The organism is Acidobacteriota bacterium (assembly GCA_016208495.1).
Classification (GTDB): Bacteria; Acidobacteriota; Blastocatellia; order Chloracidobacteriales; family Chloracidobacteriaceae; genus JACQXX01.
The window spans coordinates 1-23,123 of sequence record JACQXX010000047.1; the positions used below are offsets into that span (position 1 = coordinate 1).

Below are 23,123 nucleotides of genomic sequence, written 5' to 3' on the forward strand. Positions count from 1 at the left end.
CCCAACCAATTTTATGGTCAATCTCATCGCTGGATTGATTGCCTATACCTTTCAAGAAAAGAAGCCATCTCTCAATCTTCGTCCCGATCTGGTGGGGAATTTACCAGCGGTTGCCTTCTAAAATTACGTCGAACTCACGTTATTTATGGGGATTTGTGGTTAGAAATGCGAATGATCTCAATTTTGCCCAAAATATCACCCTGTCACCCTGTCACCTTGTCACCTTGTCACCTTGTCACCTTGTCACCTTGTCACCTTGTCACCTTGTCACCTTGTCACCTTGTCACCTTGTCACCTTGTCACCTTGTCACCTTGTCACCCTGTCACCTTGTCACCCTGTCATTTGTCACCCTGTCATTCTGTCACGACAACCACATCTGCCCGCCCGCAGCCAAAAGTCTCGGGGGCATACATTTCTTCGGCTTTGGGTGGTAGGGCGATAAACCTGCCCGGCGTGGTGGCAATGGCAAAATAGCGATAGGTATGGACGCCCTCCCACATCCGCGAGGCAAAAGCTTCGGCGCAATGGTCGCGCAGGTTCTGGTGTTCAAACCAGGTCCAGTCCCAAACCCGACCTTTGACTAAATCTTCTTCCTTGATCAACTGTACCGATCTGGTTGTTTTCAATTCCGGATTGAGGATTTCAAGTCCGGCAGGAAGCGGGTCAACCAGGGCGACGTGATACCGGCGTGATGGAACGACCAGCGTGACCGTGATTTTGACGCGAGCACCGGCGCGAATCTGCCATTCATTGGATCCAGAACGTTTGACATCGTCGGGGTCGTCAACGGCGTGGTATTCACGTGAGACGCTAAACCCGGCTTCCACCGGCACTGGCATCACAGTGGTTGGGGCGTAGGTGAGTCCAAGCCGGTAATACATTCGGCCTGCGCCGGTTTTGCTCAGCGTGACGGGTTTCGATTCGTCCGCCGTTCCAAGGTGCTTCATCGAAATGGAAAGCTGATGCTGGACGGTGGTTCGACCTTCGAAGACCTGTTCCCCGGCAAAGTCGTCGCCCAGCCAGATGCGAGCCAGAAAGTCCGGTGGCGTGGTTTCGTAGGTTGTGAAATACCGTTCCAATGCCAGCAATACAAACACGTTTTCCTGGGTGTTGAGCCAGCGGCCTTTCCGGCGATGTGCCAGCAGTCCTTGCACCAGTTTGGGAATCAGATCACTGTCCGGTTTCACCAACAGCAAGGCTTCAAGCAAAACCGCATCGGTTCGCCGATTGGAGTGCAGCAGCAGGCGTTCGTCGTCGGTGTGTGATTCGATAAAGCTGGCTGCGTGGCCGGTTTCAACCACGCGATTGGACAGGTGTTGAATCAGGTGCTCGCATTCACCTCTGGTTTTTTCAGAGGCTGCCAGCACAGGCAACACCCAGCCGATGACTTCAAGCCGAAGCGTGGTGAGATCTCTGTTTTGAACCAGCAGGTTTGCCGATGTTGGGTTGGTGTCGTGATTGAGATGCCGCACATAGAGCGCATAGGCTTTCACTGCCAGTTTGGCATCCTCGGGGTACTTTGCTGGAAAACCCTGTTCGATTTTGCGCAGATAGCCGATAACGCTTGAGTACTGGAGATTTGAAGTCTCAATCACGCCTTTGTTTTTGGCTCGAACCAGAGCATGTGCCACATGAACACTCAAAAACGGGTCGGCTTTCTCTTTGTTTTTCCAGAATGAAAACCCGCCGCTGCTGTGCTGGCGTGAACTCAACACTTTCAAGTCTGCCTCAAGAAACCCAGACAGTTTCCAATTTGACGGGAGTTTCGACGATTCGGGGAACTGGCTCAGCACGTCTTTGAGCGCCGTCAGGCCCATGATTCGCGAAGCAATTTGTTCAGAACAATCAAACTGATATTCCGCGAGATAGAGCACTGCATCCGTCAACGCTTGAAGTTGGGTTGAAGTCGTTGTCACTTCCAGCTTGCCAAAGTTTTGGAGCACATCAGTCGGAACTGAAACCGGAATTTGAATTGGGTCATCCGCCACTTCGCCATAGGTCGCCGTGGCTTCGGTGGTTGCCGGTTCATAAATGGGCAGTTTCGATTGGGCCGCATCGCTTTCAGCTCCGGCACAGGCCGCGACATCCAGGATAGCGGGACCGGGTTGTGTCGGGCTGGCGGGAATTCGAAGCTCCCGGCGGTCACCGGCTGGAACAACCAGATGCCGCCCAGCACCGTTGGGAAAGGACAGATGCGATGACCGCACCGCCACGTCCACGGCCAGTAGTTCATCATTCTGATTTTGGATCACGATAGGCAGTTCAAACGCATCGCCGAAATTGAGAAAACGTGGTGGAGAAGGCCGAACCATCAACGGCAATCGGGCGGTGAGCGCCGATTCACCTTTTCCAAACAGATTGTCTCCGGCAACGGCAAACACCAGAATCCGATACCGCGTCAGGTTGTCCGGAAGCTCAATGTCAACTGTTGCCCGGCCCTGTTCGTCAGTCACAACCGACGGCACAAACGCCGCCAGCGGGGAAAAATTGGTTCGTAATCGGATTGGGTCCTGGTCGCCCCCTGGTGACGCTGACAGAAGTTGCTGCAAGAGCCCGAATCTGCTTTCTGAGAGCGTCGCCGGGTTGAGTTCAATCGGCATTGAAGCATAGACCGCTTCTTCCCGGAGGGGCGCCGCACCGTAGGCTGCACCGGCTGCCGCACCACCTTGCCGACGGAATAATTGATTCGGGTGGTCAGCCATTTCCAGATTACCCGAGAGTGGTGCCAGTACCAGATTGTCTCGGGTGTGATCAAAAACGGTTCCGGCCTTTCGCTTTTGATAGAACCACTCCGATGGGTCAACGTCAGGTCGCATCGAAAGCGCCAGAATGGCTTCATCCACCACAACCACCACGCACTCAGTATTTTGAACCGGTGTTCCGCTGACATCAGTCACCGCCAGCGTGATCGAAGTTTTACTTGCCGGGTAGACTTTCTCTTCTTTGGGCGTTGCGGTAACGGTGAGGCGACGAAGTTTGGCCGAAACCGAAAGTTCAAGCATACTGCTCGCGTAGGCCGGTTGCTTCGGAGCATCGGTCAGCTCGTTGGCGTTTTCATCCCGGCGGAAGGTTTCTCCGATGAGATTGACCTGAACCGTGATATTGGGAATGTGATGGTCAGTAATCGGAATCAAAAATGTGCGGGCTGGCCTGTCGAGTGTGAATCGTTCGTAATGAATGACCCCTGACCGTTGAACGGTCAGGAGCCCTTCGGTTGGGAAGAACGGCGCTTGAAGCAGAATTTCAGCCGTTTCACCGGGGGCAAATGTTTTGCGGTTGGAAATCAATTCGAAATGTTCTTCGTGAAACTGAAGTGATCGTCGAGGTGATACCCCAGCTACCCAAAGGGAAATTACCGTTTGATTGGGCCGGTTTTGATCATCGCTGACGGTTGCCGTGAGTTGATACAGGCCACCCGTGGTTGGGGTTGATTTCCAGGTTACCGGGCTGGCTTCCGAAACGATTGTTTCTGATTGTGGGTCTACTTCGACCATCTCGAAACTGCGTTTCTGACGCTGCCATTCGATCCGAACCAGATCAAGCTGAATGGTTTTTCCAGCTTGCGGGGTGCCTTCCACATTGGTTGCAATCAGGTCTATTTCAAGCGTTTCACCAGGGAAGACAAACCTTTGACGTGGGTTAAGACCGACATACAGTTCCGAGGGATGAACCAGAATGGTCGTTTTTGCCGTCTGAACCTGGCGATTGACATCAGTGACACTGGCTTCAACATTGACCACAACCGGAGCCGGTTGAGTCACTTCATCAAAATCAAACTGGATGCAGTGGTGGCCTTCGGCATCGGTTGTCCCCGTACAGGATTGGCCGATTCGAATGCCGGGAAATCGCCACCGATTATGCCCTTGATGACCAAAAGAAAACCCGTCCCAGTTTGGCGGCTCATACTTGCCATCACTGACCATACAATTCCATTGGGTTTCAGCTTTTTTGAGCGGCCCTCCGGCAAAATAACCGGCAAACACCGTTGCCAGCGCCGAAGTTCCAATCACGTGCGGGCCATCGCTGGTGGTCACTTTGAGTTCATATTCCGGACGTCGAAATTGTTGGATGTCAAAGGGATGCCGGTACGTAAGATTGTCGAGCTTTGCCGTGATTGAGCCTTTCAAGGTGAAGTGAATACTTGCCTGTCCCAGTTCGGCGTTGGTGGGAATTACAATCGAACCGTCAAACCCACCAAATACATTGAGCCGAAGGGCACCTTTGACCAGGGAGCGTCCAGCCGCATCAGTGACCTGATAGGCCACAAGTTCCCGAAACCACTTACCCGATATCAGATCGCCACCTTTTTTCGTTTCAAGCTGCCGAATCCAGCCTTTGAATTTAAGCACTTCGCCCGGTTGATAGAGCCTTCGGTCATCAAAAACAAACCACCTGAGTTGACCTGCCAGTTTTTCGGTGAAAGATCCTGAATTACGTCTCCACCAGAATTTACTTTCGGGTAACAGGACTGAATCCGCTTCTTTGCGAACCACGAGAAAAGAGGTGCTTTGAACGGTCTTGTTCGATTCGGAAAAAAGCACCAGTCCCTGATGGTCAGTCTGACCGGAAAGCTGAGTTGGCAACAGGGTTACTTCAGCATCTGCAATGGGTTTGCCGTCGGTCAAAGCATTGGCCCAAACCAGCAGGCCCTCTTGATCGGCCACAATGTCAGCCGCCAGACTGGTTGATTGAATCCAGAGAATTTCGGTGTCATTTCGGCTGGTTCGTTGAATTCCAATTGGATCAACCATCACGACCACATGTCCCAACCTATCAGTAAGCGCCGGGCTGAGATCAATTCGGGTCGTTGTCACACGTCCCATATTGGACTCTGGAATCTCAATGGTTTGGTCACTGACCAGCAGGCCAGGTGGAAGCAGCGATTTTGCGTTTTTCTTCTGTTCGAAGTGAGTTGAGCGATAACTGACAAACTGTGACCAGTCTTCAGGCAGTACCCGAAACAATTGTACCCGGAGTTTGGGAATTCGATATGACGAGAGTTCAAACACCCGCTCCCCAGCCGGATCCAGAATGACCATCTCCCGGCGGTCGGTGCTCAGAAACGGACCGAAATGACCAAATTTCAGTATGACCTCACGTGGTTCGCCCAATTTTTGCCCGGATGTATCGCTCAACTCCCCAGAAAATTGAACAGTGTAGGTGGTATCTTCGGCAAACTTACCCATGAGAATCAGGTTGGTGTTGCTCACCGATAGTTTCAAATCAGATACTTCGGGGCAAACCGTAACCATCTCAGGCACAAAGGTTTCTTTGTTTAATTCATTGGAAAAGGTAAAGAACAGCCAGTTGTCCGGTAAACATTCCTTGCGGTCCATACAGGGGTATGAAACCAGCCGCAACGGCCCCAGGGTGTGAAATGAGAAGGTCACATCTGTGGTCGTCACCAGGGGACCTTCCGCTGATGGAGTGCCGCTTTTGAGCCGGACCGTGACGTCAGCATCATTTGGCAGCGGGTTCACTGGCTGAAACAGAATCCAGCGTCCGGCTTTGGCATATTTCACCAGTTTGGAAAGCGGCTGGTTGGTTTCTCCAATCTGATCTGGAGAGGCAAGTTTGACCGGGAAGCGCTGGGTGCCGACTTCGAGCGAAAGAGAGGGAAGTACCTTGAGTGGGTCAATTTGCTGGTCAAATTCAAGAAAGAGCAACGGCTGGAGCGGATACGTGCCTCTGGTTGGAAATGACGCCTGCAACCTCGGAGGGAGTGTCTGGAATGTCCGTTCCTTTGATTTTGCCAGCGTATTGCCTGAACTCGACTGAATCCCCGCCGGAATCGTCACCCGAAAGAGCGTTGCCATCGGAAACCGTTCGGCTTCGGGTTCAAACATCAGGGTGTGGGTTCCGGCCCAGCGCCAGCGTCCTGGAGGCTGTGGTTCAAGATGCACCAGCGTTTGTTGACTGGTCAGCATCTCGTGAAAACCCGCCAGCGCCACCATCGGTTCAGAAAAATGAACCGCAAGTGACTGGCAATATTCGACTTCCCCGACAGGCGAGACGCGCCGAATTTCCAGTGGTTTTTCGGGGCGGGCATCAGGGAGTTCAGGTCCTTCACCGGGCTGAAACTGTGCTTCGACCACCACGCCGGCAACGGGGAGTGGAAGTGATTTTTCAGGGAGAAACACGGCTGTCTCAGCCGAGGCAATCGGCGTTGCCGGCGGCAGCCGATTCAACAACTGTTCAGTCCGAACCGGATCCAGCAATTCAACCGGAGTCACCGAAGGGTCAACCGGCACGGCAGGCGTTGCTATTTCCCGAACCCGATATTTGAGGTCCAATGGTTGCGTCATAAGTTCTTGTAAGTAGTTCAGAGTTCAAGCTTTAGCTTGTAAAGATTTTATTTAATGAAGCTGCGTTGCGGAAAGTTCACGTGGGCTTGACAAGCCCCGCCCGCAGGGCGATGGATAGTAGCCGGTGGGCAGCCTGCTTTGAGGCGCACCCACCGGACCACAGGCCACAAATGGTTTGCGCCCGGATGGGCGCTGGATTAAAACCTCCAGGGATTTGGAGCTTTTACCAAAACCTTGCCGACGAACACTTCCAGCACCGATCCGGGCGCGAGCGGAAGGGGCATTGATCCGGTGGTATGCCCAAAGCGGCAAACCACCGGCTACTTTCCGACGCCCATCCGGGCGAAAACCGACCTTTCCGCAACGGAGTTTACAGAGGTTGAAAAACCAGAGTTGTTGCAGTATTGAGACTAAACCAGGCTAAAGCCTGAACTCTGTACTCTTTTGCAATTATTCCTGGCAATCAATCCCAATAAATCAGTTTCATATTTTCCAAGGTTATGCCCAATCTCATTGTCGTCAAGCAGTAATCTTTCCCAAAGCGATGCGAAGTTTGCCATCAGGCTGATTTCTTCAACCCAAAAAACAATCACTGCGCACGATGCCGGCAGATTGCCAGGAAATTTCAGACTTCAAGTAAAAAACCTGTTTCTCCAGATTATAGCGTTGTCGTTTGGACATGTGTGATTGGTGGGATAACAGTGCTTGGCTTGCTTTTGTATGCAGGAACCGTTCCTTTTTCTGCTGGACCATGCAACGGAGGTGGTTTGATTATGGCACTGGTCCTGTGTGTGATCTGGTTTGTTTTATTTCTCCTGGCATTGTTCGTAGTTGTTTCAGAAACCCATAGAAATCCAAAATAATCTTTCAGTTTCCGAGTTGAGAAAGGCCAATGCCTGACGAATTTGTAATCAAACAGGAAACCCTTCCGGCCAGATGCGAAGTTTGCCATCAGGCTGATTTCTTCAATCCGAAAACCAATCACTGCGCACGATGCAGGCAGATTGCCAGGAAGCTTCAGAACCAATCCCAAACTTCAAACAAAAAAAGCGCACTTTCAATTTTTCAAGTGTTAAAGCGCGTGTTTACCATCGGCGGCGGATCATTCCTTGGGTTTGTATTGCATGTGGAAATGATTTCTCCAACTGGCGGCCCCTGCAATCCAGGGAGTGCGATATTGATCATTCCCATCTTTGGTTTCTGGTGCCTAATATTTATTCTGGGACTGATTGTTTTGCGTCCTCGAAATAGTTCGAAATAACCGTCCGTTTCCACATTGAGCAAAGCCAATGCCTGACGAATTTGTAATCAAACAGGAAACCTTTCCGGCCAGATGCGAAATCTGCCATCAGGCTGATTTTTTCGACCCGAAAACCAATCACTGCGCACGATGTAACCAGAACTTCCAGAGGTTTCCCCCCAGGCAGCTCGTCGAAACCAAAAAGCAATACTCCTCAAGCGCCAAAGATCTGGTATGGTTGCTCACCGTACCTGGAGCATTACTCATCGGGCTTTTGATGTTAGGAGAAGCTTATGATCAGGGAGGTCCCTGCAATGGTGGGCTGATTTTCATTCCCTTGCTTGGACTCTGGATTCTTTCAATCCCCATTTGGATCATTGTCTATGGCGTGTGGAGAGCCTATCATCCAGAATGAGGTTCAACGAAATCCCAATTTCCAAACCAGCGTGCCTTATGTCAGACGAATTTGTAATTAAACAGGAAACCCTCCCGGCCAGATGCGAAGTCTGCCATCAGGCTGATTTTTTTGAACCGGAAACCAATTACTGCGCACGATGCGGCCACATTTCAAGGGGATTTGCGACCAAACGGCAGGCTTTAAGTTTGCAGCAAGCTAGTTCAACCAAAAGAGGGTTGATATGGCTGCTTTCGATCTTTGGCGTTGCTCTCTTTGGGATTTTCTATTATGTAGACCATCTCGCTCCATCGAAGAATCCATGCGGAGGCGGTAAATTGATTATCCTGCCGCTGTTGATGATCTGGGGGTTTTTGTTGTTTTTTGCGCTCTTTGTGTATGTTTCGAGTAGTCCAAATAATTCAAAGTAAGTCAGGAAAAAAGTTTGGTCTATCCTGTTGAGATCAAAAGTTTTCAACCAGTTCCAGCCTGAGAATGGCAGATGTCAGACGAATTTGTAATCAAACAGGAAACCCTCCCGGTCAGATGCGAGGTCTGCCATCAGGTTGATTTCTTTGAACCGGAAACCAATTACTGCGCGCGTTGTTTTGCCGTCCTTGATCATCAGGGAGAAGGTTCCACCTTCCATCAAACACAGTTTGCTCTTTCCAGGTGGCAAGGCTATGCGGTGCTTGGTTCATTGTATGGACTGCCATTTGGCATCCTCGGACTTTTTTGGAGTTTCTCGCTTTTCACCTGGACCTTTAATTTGGCGAGCCTTCTTTTGTTTTTCACCTGTCTGTTGATTGTATTGAGTTCGGTCTTGATTTTGATTGGGCTTGGGATTGCCTGGTTTGTCTCAACCCAAAAACTGATTTCAAAGGACAAAAAATCAGATTGACGCTCAAGTGAGTTTCCCCACTTAACCAATTTTGATTCAACTATTTACGTGAGCGTCAACGCGTTGACACAATTTGGAGTGCGCCGACTTGTCGGCGCTTTGGTTCCGGTGACTTGTCACCGTTGGAATGAAATCAATGAGCGACAAGTCGCTGCATAACAAAGCGGTGACAAGTCACAGCACTCCAAAAGTTAGTACACTCCTTCTTGAACCTGTGATGCAAAAGCCTGGGCACAATTGTCGCGCAAGTTCTGATGGTCAAACCAGTTCCAGTCGCTTCCCGTGTTGTTTTTCATCGTTTGGACGGCCTGCCAGTTGAGTGTTCCCGTTGTTTTGAAGACCGGGTTGAGGATTTCAAATCCTGCCGGAAGCGGATCTACCAGTGCGACATGGTGCCGCCGTGATGGGACAACCATCGTGACGGTGACCTGAACCCGCGCACCGGCTCGAATCTGCCATTCGTTTGGTCCGAGACGTTGCACATCGTCCGGGTTATCTACGGCCTGATATAAACGCGAAATAGCAAAACCTGCGTCTACGGCCTGGGTTTTCAGAGCGTCCAGCCCATATTCAAGCCCAAGCCGGTAATACAATCGGCCCGGCCCGGTTTTGCTCAGGGTAATCGGTTTGGACTGGCTGACTGTTCCCAACGTGTCAAATGGGATCGAAAGCTGATGCGGCCCGGTGGTTCGTCCTTGAAAGGAGTGCGCTCCGGCAAAGTCTTCACCCAGCCAGAGGCGGGCCACAAAGTCCGGTGTCACTGTTTCGTGCATCGAGACGTACCGATCCAACGCCAGCAACACAAACGCGTTTTCCTGCGTGTTGGCCCAGCGACCCTGGGTTTTGTGTGCCAGCAGCCCGCGCACCAGTTTGGGAATCAGGTCACTTTCCGGTTTCACCACCAGCAGTGCTCCGAGCACAATTGCATCGGTTCGGCGATTGGAATGTAGCAGCAGGTGTTCGTCATCAGTGATGGATTCGACAAAGCCGGCTTCAGCATTCGTTTCGGTCACCCGATTGGACAGGTGTTGAATCAGGCGCTGGCATTCACCTCGGGTCTGGTCAGATGCGGCCAGGACCGGCAACACCCACCCAATTGTCTCCAGCCGGAGTGCGCTTAAATCTCTCTCCTCAATCAGTTGTTGGGCGGCCAGTGGGTTTGTGTCACCATTGAAATGACGGACATAGAGTGCATAGGCTCTGACTGCCTGCCTGGCGTCGGGTGGATAGAAATTCGGGAAGGCATGCTCGATGTTTTGCACATAGGCGGCGGCATTCCTCACGAGATTGTCTGAAAGGTTGACGAGCCCTTGTTGTTTGGCACGAATCAGCGCATGCGCGACGTGAACACTCAAAAATGGGTCTGAGTTGCCGTCCTTTGTCCAGAAGGAAAATCCGCCGTCCGCATTCTGCCGGGAACGCAGACGGTTGAGGTCAGCCTGGAAAAAGGCTTCAAACTGTGCTGGTTGTGGAAGATTTGAAATCCCTTTGAATTGTCCCAAAACATCGTTGAGCGCCACCAACCCGATCATTCGTGAGGCAATTTGTTCTGAACAGTCAAACGGATAGTTCGCCAGATACACCGCCGCATCTGTCAAGGACTGGAGCTGGGTTGACGAAAGTGTGAGTTCGAGCTTTCCAGACTTTGGAAGTGTGCCTTCAGGCAGCGAAACCGGGAGTTGAACCGCCGAACCGGTGACTTCGCCATACACGGCGGTCGTCTCAAGCGTGGCTGAAGTATAAATTTTCAATTTCGCCTGGGCGCCGTCACTTTCATTCCCGGCGCTGGCGGCTACGTCAATGATGGCGGGTCCAATCCGAGCAGGAGCGGCTGGAATCCGCACTTCCCGCCGGTCATTGGCTGGAACAATGACCCGTCGCCCGGCACCTTCGGGAAAAGACAGGTACTGAGATCGAACCGCGACCTCAACCGCCAGCGGCTCCGCTTCCTGGTTTTGGATCACAACCGGGAGTTGAAACTGGTCTCCGAGATTGAGAAACCTGGGGGCGGATGGCCGAACCATCAACAGCAGCCGCGTCGTGAGCACTGATTCGCCTTTTCCAAACAAATTGTCTCCAGCCGCCGCAAAAACCAGGATTCGATACCGGGTCAGGTTGTCTGGAAGCTCAATCTCGACGGTTGCCCGGCCCTGATTATTGGTCACAACCGATGGCGAAAATGCAGCCAGCGGCGAAAAATGAGTTCGTAGTCGAATTGGCGGCTGAGAATTTTTTTGCGAAGCCGTTGGCGATGTTTTTCCCCAGCGGGAATCTTCAAGTGGGTTTTCATCTATCGGGAATGCCTCGCTCAAAAGCCAGCCTCCCTCGTCACCTCCAGCCAGCGAGCCACCAGCTCCGGCAGCGCCACGACTCGGTGGACGAAAGGCCACGGCCTGGCGGGGCGCACCTGTCACTTCCTCCAACGAAGCCAACTGAAACCAGTCTCGTGACCGTCGGGTGAAGGTTCCAGCTTCGCGCTTTTGGTAGATCACCTCCAGCGGGTCAACGGGGAAGCGACGAGCAATCAGTGCCAGGATTGCTTCATCAACCACAACCACGGCGCATTCACTTTCGGCAACTGGTTTTCCGGCAGCATCAGTCACATCAATCTCAATTGAAGTTTGGCTCCCCGGAGCAACATGTTCTGCCACTGGTTTGGCCGTAACGGTTAAGCGACGCGATTGAGTCGAGACAGCAAGTTCAACTGTACCACTGGCGTAGGCTGGCTGTTTGGGTACCGAGGTCACTTCCGCCCCCGTTTCATCCCGTCGGAACACTTCACCGACCAGATTGACCTGAAGCGTGATATTTGGAATCTGGCTTTCGTCAATTGGAATCTTGAAAAGTCGGGCTGGCTGGTCGAGCGTGAAGCGTTCGTGATGGATGACCCCTGACCGCTGGATGGTGAGCAATCCTTCCGCCGGGAAAAACGGCGCTTGCAGCAAAAGTTCCGCCGTTTCGCCCGGAGCATACTCTGTGCGATTGGAAATCAGTTTAACGTCTTCTTCTTCGAACTCAGGCAAACGTCCCTGAGTTGAACCCGCAACCCACACTGAAACAACCGTTTGATGAAGTCGGTTTTGATCATCAGCTACGGTTGCCGTGAGCTGGTATTCACCGCTCTGGATTGGTGAAAATTCCCAGGTGACCGGGGTGGCGGCTGAAAGAATCGTGGTGGTCTGGGGATCAACTTCCAGTTGTGTCCAGGCTCCGTCCTCAAATCGCCACTCCTGACGAACAATCTCCAGCCGAATGATCTTTCCCGCCTGTGGGGTGCCATCCAGGTCCGTCACCATACTTTCAAGGGCAAACGATTCACCAGGGAAGATAAATCCCTGCCGTTGCTTGAGCCCAACCACGAGCGAAGCTGGATGAACCAGGATGCTGGTCGAAGCCGATTGCTGTTGCCGGTTGACATCGCTGATGGTGGCTTCGGCGGTGACCACAACTGGCCCCGGCTGGTTTATGCCATCAAAATCAATCTGAACGGTATGGCGGCCCTGGACATCGGTCGAGCCAGTACAGGTCTGATTGTTCGCCGAGGATCTCCACCAGGACGATGATTGCTTTCCAAACCTGAACTCACCCCAGTTGGGCGGATGATACGATCCTTCCATCACTGAAAACTTCCAGCGGGTATCGGCCTTTTTAAGCGGGCCTCCGGCAAAATAGCTGGCTGAAATCGTTGCGGTGGCAGAAGTTCCAACCAGATGTGGACCTTGGGAAGCCGTGAGCTTGAGTTCGTATTCCGGACGCCGAAATTGTTGAATTTCAAAAGAGTGCTGATATTCCGGTTGTTCCACTTCTGCAAAGGTGCTTCCTCGTCGAAAGTGTATCGTCGCCCGCCCAAGGCTGGCAGAAGTCGGCAGCGTCACAGCGGCGTCAAACCCACCAAATACATTGAGTTGGGTTGTTCCATAGGCAATCATCCGCTGCTGACCGTCAAAAATCTGATAGGCCACCGTCTTTCCAGGATTGTGTCCACGGGTAATGTCTCCACCTTTTGCAGGGTCGTACCGACGAATCCAGCCTTTGAAATGGAGTTCTTCCCCAGGTTGATAGAGTCCCCGGTCATCAAACACAAACCAGCGACTTCCTTCCTCACGGTTGCCCAACGCTGTGTAGGTGGCTCCCCATTGCCACCGGTTGCTGTGCACAGAGAGAAGCACCGTGTCGTCTCCCTGGCGAAGAATCACAAACGGATCTTCGGTTTGGCTCTGATCTTGATAAGAAATCGTGGCCAGTCCCTGGTGGTCAGTCAGGCCGGAACGTCGGGGCGGAAACAGAGTCACGGTCGCACTGGCAATGGGTTGGCCATCAATCAGAGAATTGGCCCACACGAGCAGGCCATCCTCATCGGCAATCACATCAACCGCCAGATTGGTGGCTTGAAACCAGATGATTTCAGGTTTGACGTCCGAAGTGAGTTGGACGCCGACTGGCTCAACGACCAGAACGACGTGCCCAATGCCGTTGACCAGCCCTGGGTTGACATCTATTTCGGTGAGGGTATTTTCAGAAGCCTCCGGCTGGTGGATTGGTATGGTTCGATCAAAAATCAGTTTGCCGGGAGGTGCGATGGTTTTTGACCCGTTAATTTCGTCCAACTGGGTGGAGCGATACCATTTGTAATCAGGCCAGTCTTCAGGTTGAACCTGAAATAACCGCGCCCTCAGTTTGGGAATTCCCTGTGAAGAAATGTCACATCTTCGCTTTCCAGCCGGGTCCAGAACCACCAAATCTGAATATGGCGAATACAAAAAAGCCTCAGGGTTGCCAAAGTTGAGTTTGATGTTGCGTGGCTTGCCCAATGTTTGCCCGAAACGATCAACCAGATTGGCCGAAAACCGAAAGGTGTAGCCCGTGTTCGCCTGAAAATCGCCGTTAAACACAACTGAACTGCCGGAAACTGAGACTTCCAGATTCGCTGGTTTTGGCGTCACGGTTGCCATATCCGGCGTGAATGCCTTCTCGTCAAGTTCATTTGAGAATTCAAAGGGTAGCCAGTTACTGGGCGGGCAGTCTGATGCTTCGTGACAGGGATGGGAAACCAGTCGCAATCGTCCTGGAGTCTTGAAAGAAAAGGTGGCATCGCGGGTTGTTTCCAGTGGACCTTCAGCCGATGGAGCACCGCGTTTCAATCGAACCGTAATTTTTGAATCAACTGGAAGGCTGTTGACTGGCTGAACTGCGATCCAGCGTCCTGGTGTGGCTGATTCAACTCGCTGCGAAACATCTTCATCCTGAGCCAGTTGTTCGGGTGTTACCACCTGGACGGCAAACGGTTGGTTTCCAGCTTCGAGCGACAGGGAGCGAAGCACCGCCTGAGGATCAATGCGTTGGTCGAATTCAAGCAACACCACCGGCTGGAATGACGTGGCAGCCTGTGTCGGAAACGATGTTTTCACCTGGAGCGGCGGTGTTTGAAAGGTCCATTCGGTAGGTTGTTCCAGTTGATGACCAGTCACCGAACGAACTCCCGCCGGAATCGTGGCTTGAAAGAGGGTGGCCATCGGAAAGCGTCCGGCTTCAGGTTCAAAGATCAGCGTCTGGGTGCCAACCCACCGCCAGCGTCCTGGAGGCTGCGGCTCAAGTTTCACAACTGACTGGATAGTTTGCATGTCAGCCAGTCCGGATAGCGCCGCCATCGGCTGGGAAAAATGAACCGTGAGCGAGCGGGAAAATTCAACCGCCCCGCGTGGCGAAACCCGTTCGACTTCGAGCGGTCCAGTTGGAGTGGTGTCTGGCCGCTCAAGCGTTATTCCAGATGAAAATTCAGTCTTGACGACGGTGGCTGACACCGGGAGCGGCAACGCTTTTTCTGATACCAACACAGTTTCTGTTTTGGGGTCGAGTGGAGTTTCAGGCGGCAACCGGTCAAGGAGGTGTCTGGTGCGAACCGGATCAAGTTGTTCAACCGGGGGCAAACCCGGCTCAGCCTGGAGTGGCGGCGGTTGGATTTCCCGAACTCGATATTTGAGTTCCAGTGCCTGTTCCTCCTCTTTAGAGGTTCTGGCACGGCTTGAATATTCTGAGTGAATTGGTTGGAGATGCCAGCATAGTGCTCCACACCCAATCACGATCCAAACCCCAATTGACAGACCAAAGCGATGTATTTTTTGCATGAGAAATTTTGGAGCGCGCCGACCTGTCAGCACTTTTTCAATCCAACGCATCAGTCAGTACCATTCACGTGAGCCAATTGTCGTGAACGGTCAAAATGAATTACACGGTGCTGGTGACCCTACACCGCGACTGTATCCATAACTCCGGGCCACTCGCTCAGTTGAAATTTCAATCAAGTTTGATAGAGAGGACCATTTGGAACGTTGGGATTGATCCTCTAACTGGACAATTGTTCTCTGAGAAAGAATCAGGCTATCACTCCCTTTTTGAAATACAAAAAACTGAGTTTCATCATTGCGGCTACGGGATTGAAAAGAAACCTGCCCTTTCGAATCTGTTTTTTGGCAAATTGCTCTTGGGAAAAATGTTACTTGAGTAGCTGCCAGAGGTTTTCCATCGAGAAGAGAGTGAACCTCAGCTACAAATTGTGATCGTTCAAATGTGAGTTCTCCTGCCAGGTGGGTTGCCTGGACCCAAACGGCCTGTTTCAATTCCGTGGGTTCTGTGAGGATAGTTCCAGCCGGTTGTATCAGTATGACCCGGTGTCCAAATCCAGTTGCAAACGCGCGGTCAAGCTGAATCAGCGTTTGCTTTAAATCATTGACCTGTCCACCGTGGGTCTTTACCTGCTGAGTTTCAAGTAACCTGCCTGGCGGAGATGGAAGATCAGGGATAGATTCGTTCCAGATGCTGGACGTAAACCGTTCAAAAGAAGGCCAGTCAGACGGGGTGACCTCAAATATTTGGACCTGGACTGCTTCCAGGCCGCAGGAATAGATTGGGAGTTGCGCTTTCTGAGTTGGGTTGAGCGTTGCAAGCCCATAAAATGGGAGATAAAGGTAGGGTTCATTTTGACCGACCTGGAACGTTACTGTCGCCGGTTGTTCCAGAAACTGGCCATATACATCGCATAACTCTGGCGAGATGGTTACCTGATAGGAGGTTTGTTCGGGAACACCACAACAAATCATAATTTCATGATTGGTCGGGCGAATTGTAATTCCTTCAACTGGTGGGGAAATTGTAACCATATCTGGTCTAAATGATTTTTGATCAATGTTATTTGAGAACTGAAGTATCCACCAATCCATGGGGTCGCAAGACGTTCCTTCGTTACAGTTCCAATAAACCAGCCGCATCGGGCACGCCTTGGAAGTGGCAGGTGATTGCGCCTGGACAGCATTCGACATTGTTGGCGGTGGCATCCATAATCCAGATGTTGGTTGAGATAGAAGCAAAATCCCAATCCAGGTCACGTACTTTACCCATTTTTGAAACATACCCTGTCCTTTCAAAATTTGGAGTGCGCCGACTTGTCGGCGCTTTCCCATACCACGACGTGTCGTGGTCAAATCTGTGCATGGTCAAAAGTTCCAGCGACAAGTCGCTGAGTAACAAAGCTGCAACAAGTTGCAGCACTCCAAAGAAATATTTAGAAGCTTGTCTCTCCAATCCCAAACTGATCATTTCCAGCGGCGGCAATCACAATGATGCGGTAGCGAGTCACGTTTTCTGGCAAGGTCAGCGAAATTCGGGATTGACCACGTTTGTTTGTGGTGACTGTCGGAAAAAAGGCTACCAGTGGCGAGTCAAACTCCAGGTACTCAGCCGGGAGTGACCAGGATGAAGCTTCACTGGCAATAAATGGCCCTGGCCAGTCCAAAATCAGATCAAGTTCGGATGGCGGTTCACGGTAAGGGATAAAGGGTGGAGGAAAACAATTCCAGTCTTCTGAATCTTTTGGACGACGCTGCATTTTGTTCCAGAGCGTCCGCTTCCAGTTCTGATAGGGAGCACACTTCGCATTGTTTCCCGGTGGCAATGAGCCTGGTTGATCAAACGGGAAAAGATTCACCGTCTGTCGTGAATGGAAGAAATAGGAATTTGAACCCCAGAGCTGGAACAGATGCTCCAGCGGGTGAGAAATCGGAAAATCCGGGGTGGTTCCACGGGAAGCATCCATCACCAGGAACGCACATTCGGCCTGATTCACTGGACGACCTTGTGCATCACGGATTTCCACATCCACAACGGCTGATTTTTCAGAGATCACATGGTTGTTCTGATGGGTCACTGTCACCGAAAGCTTTTGGTGAACTGGTTCAACATCCAGCGTGAGCCGTGTGGTGGCAAAGACCGGACGCGGTGGGAGTTTCGGCTCCGGCTGGCTCTGATGTCGTGATGTCGTGCCGACCAGATCCAGCACAATGTTCAGCGTCGGAACATTGGCTCGGGTGACCGGAATTGTAACGACTCCTGACCGTGAGTTCAGGAAAATACGACGGGACTCCAAAACCCTGCCGTTTGAAACTGTCAACCGTCCTTCTGCCGGAGCAAATGGGGCTTCAATTTTGATTTCCGCAATGTCTCCGGGGCGAAAAGCAGGTTTGTTTGGGATGGCTGTGATGCGTTCCGGTTCCAGGTACTTCATAAATCGGTTTTGAGCTGTACATTCACCCAGTTGAAGAAAAACAATCTCACTTCTGTTGATTCGGCCCTGATCGTCCCAAACCTGGGCGATCACACGATAAAGCCCATTTTCAGGGGCTGGCACCTTCCAGAGAACCGGATGGTCGGCTGAGAACAGGGTTTCCTGATGGACCAGTTTCTCTGACGCTGACGCCCGAACTGCAAAAATGGTATCCAGTCGAAACACGTTCAGCTCAATTTTTTGATTTGGCTGTGCGACACCATCCAGGTCAGTCACAATAAGTTCAACCGGGTAGTCTTGCCCTCGTTCTGCAAAATTCCAGGTGCTGCGTAGTCCGACATACCGGGTTGACGGATGAACCAGGAACTGGGCTTGTCCAGCGTGGGTACTTCCAAACTGGTATCCTTGCCAGTTGGAAGGTGAAAATGGCTGACTTTGAGCCGTAAGCTTGCGTTGGGTTCCCTGCACCTGTGATTTCGGTGGCGTATCAACAAAGACGTTAACGGCTGGTGGAGGACTACTTTCGATCTGAAATGAATGACTGGTGTGGAGCAGGGAATCTTCTCCCTTTTTGACTTGAAGTTCGAGCGCAAAATGAACCGACCCAGCCCCAGGGGAGCAGGCTCTCGGCAATGGAAACTGGCAATGGAAGCCGCCGAGTTTGGTCAAAGTTGTAATGCCAGATGTCAGTTCATTCCCTTTTGAGTCAATTGCCCGAAACTTCAACCGTTTGGCAAAGTGGGGAATATTTTTGAGTCGTTGGTTAGAACGGAAATCAGCACTCCGAACCCAGCCTTTGATCGTAACGGTTTCTCCTGGCTGATAACCCCGGCGATCATGAACGATGTACCAGAGCGGAATCGGGACGTTTGGGGTAGAAATTGACCAGTTTTGAGGCTCAAAATCCAGGTATTGAACTTCAATCACAAGCACGCTATCCCGACCTTTTTCAACCAGAAGCGTTCCACGGCGTGCAACTGATTTCTTTGAAAGCTGGATGCTGGTTTCTCCGTGGCTGTTGGTTTGAGAAGTAAACCCTTCTGGGAGCATGGTGACCCGAGCCTGAGAAACCGGTTTTCCAGTGGTAAGTTCATTGGCCCAAATTCTCAATTGAGTCACTTCCCAGGTTACATCTGCTGCCAGATGGGTGACTTGTATCCATAACAAGTGAATTTTGGGTCGGTTAGAAGGCTCAGGCTCCTGAACCACTGCCAGGATATGCCCGGTTTTTTCTGGAAGTACTGCATTCAGGTCAATTCTGGTTTCAACCAGCCGATCCGGGTCAGGGTGAGGAACCAGTTGCAGCGTACTTTTCAACCATCCCGGAGGTGCAGAAGGGGTTTCGTACCTCGCCTGTTGCTCGTGTAAGGCAAGATACGCATACCAGTCTGACGGTTTTACCTGATAAAGCTGAATGGCAATGGTTGGGATGTTCACGGTAAACACCGGAAGTTCAGGGGGGCCAAAGGGATCGAGGGTGAGTAACACTTCCGTGGGAAACCAGAAACCCGCTTCTTCCGGTCTAATTATGACGTGAAATGTTTGGGCCTCACCAAGCGTCTGCCCATGGATGTCACAAATTTCAGGCGAAAGTGTGAGGGTGTATGTCGTTCGGTAGAGGAACTTCCCGTCAATTTTAATCTGGCTTTGGTTCAGCTCGATGGTTTCTCCTTCCAGATCTGGTTGAATACAAACCATTTCCGGTCGAAAACACTGTTCATCCAGCGGGTTGGAAAAGGAGATAATTTTCTTCAAGGATCCTGACCAGGCGGTTTCTTCTTCGATTCTTTCATAAGCCCTGAGGGGCGAAATCGTCTGAAATTCCAATTTTTTAGGATGGGGGGATGAGGGCAAATCTTGCCCGGACTGACTGCTGATTGAAGATGAATCTTCGGGAGGTTGAGGGCATCCGGGGCTCAGCCGGAACCGCAGTCCTGGCTCAGATTGAGGTTGAGTTATTTGAGCTACTCCCAACGCCGAACTGGCCAAGACAATTCCCAACCAGCAAACCACCATCGCTAAAAGAGAGTTTTTCATAGGCAAAAAGAGGCCGGACGCTCAAGTGAGTTTCCCCACTTAAGCCATTTCTATGCAGTTATTTACGTGAGTGTCAACGCGTTGACACAATTTGGAGTGCGCCGACTTGTCGGCGCTTTGGTTCCGGTGACTTGTCACCGTTGGAATGAAATCAATGAGCGACAAGTCGCTGCATAACAAAGCGGTGACAAGTCACAGCACTCCAAAAGTTAGGCATAACAAAGCGGTGACAAGTCACAGCACTCCAAAAGTTAGTCGTGAACCACGACGAGGTCGGTCTGGCTTCGGCCAAAGGTCTCAGGTGAATACATTTCTTCGGCTTTCGCCGGTGGCACCAGGAATTTTCCCGGCGTGGTCGCCACGGCAAAAAAGCTGTAGGTGTAGACGCCTTCTGAAAGCGAAGCTGTGAACGCTTCGGCCCGGTTGTCGCGCAGGTTTTGATGGTCAAACCAGGAACGTTGCCACCAGTTCAATCGGGGTGGGTCTTCGTCATCTGGAAGTCTCGGCGTGGTGGCCAGCGCCGGATTCAAAATCTCCAATCCAGCCGGGAGCGGACAACTGAGCGCAACGTGAGCGCGGCGGATGGGCGCCACCATCCTGACCGTGACTTTGACCCGCGCTCCAGCCCGGATTTGCCATTCGGTGGCGGAAATTCGTTTCACATCGGCTGGATCGTCAACCGCGCTGTACTCACGCGAAATGGTAAATCCTGCTTCCACGGGGTTGAGCATTATTTCTTTCGGTGCGTAACTCAGACCCAATCGGTAATACATCCGGCCCGTGCCGTCTTTGTTGAGCAGAATAGATTTCGTTTCGCCGGGCACACCAACCTGATTCAAAGGAATGCCAAGCTGATGCTGGTCGGCAGTTCGGCCAGCGAAGCGATGTTCTCCGGCAAAGGTGTCGCCCAGCCAGACGCGGGCCAGAAAGTCAGGGGTTTGTTGTTCAAAGGTTGAGAAATAGCGTTTGAGTGCAAGCAGGACAAAGGCGTTTTCCTGGGTGTTTGACCACCGACCGTTGATGCGATGGGCCAGCAGTCCCCGAACGAGTTTGGGAATCAGGTCGCTGTCTGGTTTGACCGAAAGTAGTGCATCGAGGATGACCGCATCGGTGCGGCGGCTGGAATGCAAGAGCACCTCAGCACCATCGGAATAAGATTCGACAAAGCTGGCGGCGCCAACGGTTTCAGTGACGCGGTTGATTAGAACCCGAAAGATCGCGTTCTGTTCCGACTTTGTAGCTGGATTTGTGGCCAGCACAGGCAATAACCAGCCAATGGCTTCGATGGGGAGGAAAAAGACTTAAAAGTGGATTAGCAAATTTGATCCCATTTTTTTGCAACAACAAATAGGGTCAAGTGGCGAAGATTTTCAGTCGCCACCTCAACATTGTATCCCTGACCTGCCAGTGAATTGGCCTGGGCACAAAGGATCATGTCAGCATCCAGTTTACAATCATCGGTTGTCTGCTTTCCTTGCTTTCGGGCATCAGCCCAATACTGAGCAGCCTTTTTCATCACTTTTGAATTGATGGGAAGATAGAGATGGTAACCAATAAACTCATCTAATCGCTTGATACCATTTGTTTTATTGCCTCTGATAAGTTCACGTCTTAGCTCATAGTCGCATATTTCAGGAACGACAATCGTGATTTGGTTTAGTACAAGAGATTGAACCCACTCACTCATTTTCACTCGGAGATCAGTTTGTTTTGGGTTTGTAACTTCACTCAAAATAGAGGTATCAAAAAGGACATAACGGTTCATGAAAACAGTTTTTCTCCTTCAGCGCGATCTCGATCTAATTCTCTTTTTAGATAATTCAGCGTTTCTTGTTGCTCGGTTCCTTCTTCAGATTCCCAGTCCTTTATTTTTGCAATCAGTTTATCGTATCCAACCTTCTTGGGCGGTATGAGTCCAGCTTCATTTTTGGCAAATGGGTCTTGTAGCGGCTCAACCAAAGTGATGAAGCACCGTTTGAAACCTTTTTGAAGCGATTCCTCTTTGACCGCAGAGAATGAATCCCCAACTGCAACTAATTCACCTTCCTGGATGGCAACCCATTTACCCAGGTAATCGGAACGGTTCTTTTTCAACCAGGTCCGATTAAGTATCCACTCAAGCCGTTCAATAGATTTTTTTGTAGCTAAATCAAGTTTGCTTAACTCAGTTTCAAAATTTGAAGACTTTGGCTGGGAATACAAGTGCCCAGTGTCTCTACGGACACAAAGAGATGGTTGAAGTTTCCCTCCACAATCCTGAACTTCCTTAATCGAGTAAGGCACGAGCCAAAGGTCTACATCATCTGCTTGTTGTTTCCGAGGTTTATGAATCGCAACCGGGCAATCAATCTTTTCACATAAAGAAAACATCGCGGATTCCATTGCCTCAGCCCCAGTTATTTTGCCCATCATTGGAGACAACAGAAGTTGTGCCAGTTCTTCTGGTTCTTCAGCGAGCAGTTCTGCAAAAAGTTGGTCAAGGATTGGTTTAAAATCTGTAGTATCCCGCAAATGTTGCATTCCTAACCCCAGGTTTGATCTCAAGCAAATTGGGCAACTCTTTTTCTTTGTTTTGATAGCTTTATTTAATTTTTTTAGGTTTTCAATTTGGGCAGAGAAAACGGTAGTGAGTATTCGAATATTCGATAACTTCTGGTCAAATAACCAAATCCCGAGAGATTCAAAGGCTAAGTTCTCCGTTTTTTTCCCTTGAAATTTTGAAACATCAATCAGCAATGGCAACTGTGCCGTTGACTGAATTGTGTTCGCTTCAATAAAAACGACTTTGTTAATGATGAGCCTAAAGAGGGTATCAAGGGCCAAAATATGAGTTAAGTTAATTGACTTAGGGAGTTTGAGGGTTGTGTTTAAAGCTTTTTCAATAAAAAAGGCTTTTCGGAAAAATCGTCCTAATCTTAAAACTTTATCTCTGATTGAGTTGTGAACAGGATCAATGCTTCCTTCAAGAATGATAATCCCTTCGTTGGTTATTAACTTCAGCCCGTTTGATTGAGTAAGGAACCAAAAGAAGCGGGTAAATAAAATTCCAGCCAAGGGGGAATTTCCATTAGTAACTATCTGGAATTGAGAATTTTCCACTTTTAAGGTGGTATCAACTTCAAATACAAGGCGAGGCCACTCATTCCCAAGTAAAATATCTATTTTTTGTTTGTTGTGGGCTGATTGGACAAAAACAACCTTCACTGGAAACTTTGTTGCTGTTCCTTCAAGCTCCAAAAAACCAAAAAATTGATGGTTGCTGGCTAAGGGAACCATCTTAAGCAACTGCTCAAAGCTCAGAAAACCACTTTCTTGCTGGACCTCAGAAAATTTGATCCCTTCCAGTACCCTCAGGTTCTGAATCGAAGTGGAACGATTTCTGAAATATCCTCCAAGATTATTGGCTAAGGGGGTTTGATCTTTTTCGAATGAAGACAAATCGAAGCCCAATATTGGAGCTGACAGAACAGAATGAGTAGAAGGCGAAGCAAGCTCAGATATTACCGACATAGTCATGCTCCATCAAATTTCAAAAACTAAAACAATAAAAATCCCAAAAGTGTGAACCAGTTGAGGTGTTTAAAACAAATGCAAACCGCTGAAACTCAATTCAAAAGGCAAATGAATTGTCCCCAATTTGGAGCAAGCAAGCAAGCAAAAGAAGCCCTCACCCTCCAGAGAATCGTAC

13 protein-coding genes are annotated in these 23,123 nt (G+C 50.6%); 5 read left to right on the plus strand and 8 right to left on the minus strand.

Annotation, left to right across the window (positions count from 1 at the left end):
• Positions 1–121, plus strand: a 121-nt coding sequence (locus tag HY774_07910) for an IS982 family transposase (GenBank protein MBI4748401.1), incomplete at its 5' end; no start/stop codon positions are given.
• Positions 122–354: 233 nt separating this feature from the next.
• Here the strand turns inward: HY774_07910 and HY774_07915 are convergent.
• On the minus strand, positions 355–6,306 hold the full coding sequence (locus tag HY774_07915) for a hypothetical protein (GenBank protein ID MBI4748402.1): 5,952 nt from the start codon (positions 6,304–6,306) through the stop codon (positions 355–357).
• Between the two features lie 234 nt (positions 6,307–6,540).
• Here HY774_07915 and HY774_07920 point away from each other — a divergent pair, with 234 nt between their 5' ends.
• The 4 genes from HY774_07920 to HY774_07935 all read left to right on the plus strand — a co-directional run bounded on the left by HY774_07920 (position 6,541) and on the right by HY774_07935 (position 8,841).
• Positions 6,541–6,714, plus strand: coding sequence for a hypothetical protein (locus tag HY774_07920; protein ID MBI4748403.1), 174 nt, complete (start codon positions 6,541–6,543; stop codon positions 6,712–6,714).
• Positions 6,715–7,595: 881 nt separating this feature from the next.
• Positions 7,596–7,961: a hypothetical protein gene (locus HY774_07925; protein ID MBI4748404.1), complete on the plus strand. Its 366-nt coding sequence runs from the start codon at positions 7,596–7,598 to the stop codon at positions 7,959–7,961.
• Between the two features lie 38 nt (positions 7,962–7,999).
• The gene (locus HY774_07930; GenBank protein MBI4748405.1) at positions 8,000–8,371 is read left to right on the plus strand and encodes a hypothetical protein; all 372 of its coding nucleotides are present in this window, start codon (positions 8,000–8,002) and stop codon (positions 8,369–8,371) included.
• 71 nt (positions 8,372–8,442) lie between these two features.
• Positions 8,443–8,841: a hypothetical protein gene (locus HY774_07935; GenBank protein ID MBI4748406.1), complete on the plus strand. Its 399-nt coding sequence runs from the start codon at positions 8,443–8,445 to the stop codon at positions 8,839–8,841.
• 191 nt (positions 8,842–9,032) lie between these two features.
• On the opposite strand, the gene HY774_07940 is transcribed toward HY774_07935, so the two are convergent.
• From HY774_07940 to HY774_07970, 7 genes are all read right to left on the minus strand, one after another.
• The gene (locus HY774_07940) at positions 9,033–15,017 is read right to left on the minus strand and encodes a hypothetical protein (protein MBI4748407.1); all 5,985 of its coding nucleotides are present in this window, start codon (positions 15,015–15,017) and stop codon (positions 9,033–9,035) included.
• Positions 15,018–15,056: 39 nt separating this feature from the next.
• The gene (locus HY774_07945; GenBank protein ID MBI4748408.1) at positions 15,057–15,998 is read right to left on the minus strand and encodes a hypothetical protein; all 942 of its coding nucleotides are present in this window, start codon (positions 15,996–15,998) and stop codon (positions 15,057–15,059) included.
• An 82-nt stretch (positions 15,999–16,080) separates the two neighbouring features.
• Positions 16,081–16,329, minus strand: coding sequence for a hypothetical protein (locus HY774_07950; GenBank protein ID MBI4748409.1), 249 nt, complete (start codon positions 16,327–16,329; stop codon positions 16,081–16,083).
• A 70-nt stretch (positions 16,330–16,399) separates the two neighbouring features.
• Complete coding sequence (locus HY774_07955) at positions 16,400–19,153, minus strand: hypothetical protein (GenBank protein MBI4748410.1); 2,754 nt, start codon at positions 19,151–19,153, stop codon at positions 16,400–16,402.
• A gap of 533 nt (positions 19,154–19,686) precedes the next feature.
• Positions 19,687–20,694: a hypothetical protein gene (locus HY774_07960; GenBank protein ID MBI4748411.1), complete on the minus strand. Its 1,008-nt coding sequence runs from the start codon at positions 20,692–20,694 to the stop codon at positions 19,687–19,689.
• A gap of 53 nt (positions 20,695–20,747) precedes the next feature.
• Positions 20,748–21,200 carry a nucleic acid-binding protein gene (locus HY774_07965; protein MBI4748412.1) on the minus strand — a complete coding sequence of 151 codons (453 nt, stop codon included), beginning with the start codon at positions 21,198–21,200 and terminating at the stop codon, positions 20,748–20,750.
• Positions 21,197–22,945: a hypothetical protein gene (locus HY774_07970; GenBank protein MBI4748413.1), complete on the minus strand. Its 1,749-nt coding sequence runs from the start codon at positions 22,943–22,945 to the stop codon at positions 21,197–21,199. The genes HY774_07965 and HY774_07970 overlap by 4 nt, the downstream gene beginning before the upstream one ends.
• Positions 22,946–23,123 lie beyond the last annotated feature (178 nt).

Coding starts and splice junctions, on each gene's coding strand:
- HY774_07915 (MBI4748402.1), bottom strand. CDS start 6,306: ATGACGCAACCATTGGACCTCAAATATCGGGTTCGGGAAATAGCAACG.
- HY774_07925 (MBI4748404.1), top strand. CDS start 7,596: ATGCCTGACGAATTTGTAATCAAACAGGAAACCTTTCCGGCCAGATGC.
- HY774_07930 (MBI4748405.1), top strand. CDS start 8,000: ATGTCAGACGAATTTGTAATTAAACAGGAAACCCTCCCGGCCAGATGC.
- HY774_07935 (MBI4748406.1), top strand. CDS start 8,443: ATGTCAGACGAATTTGTAATCAAACAGGAAACCCTCCCGGTCAGATGC.
- HY774_07940 (MBI4748407.1), bottom strand. CDS start 15,017: ATGCGTTGGATTGAAAAAGTGCTGACAGGTCGGCGCGCTCCAAAATTT.
- HY774_07945 (MBI4748408.1), bottom strand. CDS start 15,998: ATGGTTACAATTTCCCCACCAGTTGAAGGAATTACAATTCGCCCGACC.
- HY774_07950 (MBI4748409.1), bottom strand. CDS start 16,329: ATGCACAGATTTGACCACGACACGTCGTGGTATGGGAAAGCGCCGACA.
- HY774_07965 (MBI4748412.1), bottom strand. CDS start 21,200: ATGAACCGTTATGTCCTTTTTGATACCTCTATTTTGAGTGAAGTTACA.
- HY774_07970 (MBI4748413.1), bottom strand. CDS start 22,945: ATGTCGGTAATATCTGAGCTTGCTTCGCCTTCTACTCATTCTGTTCTG.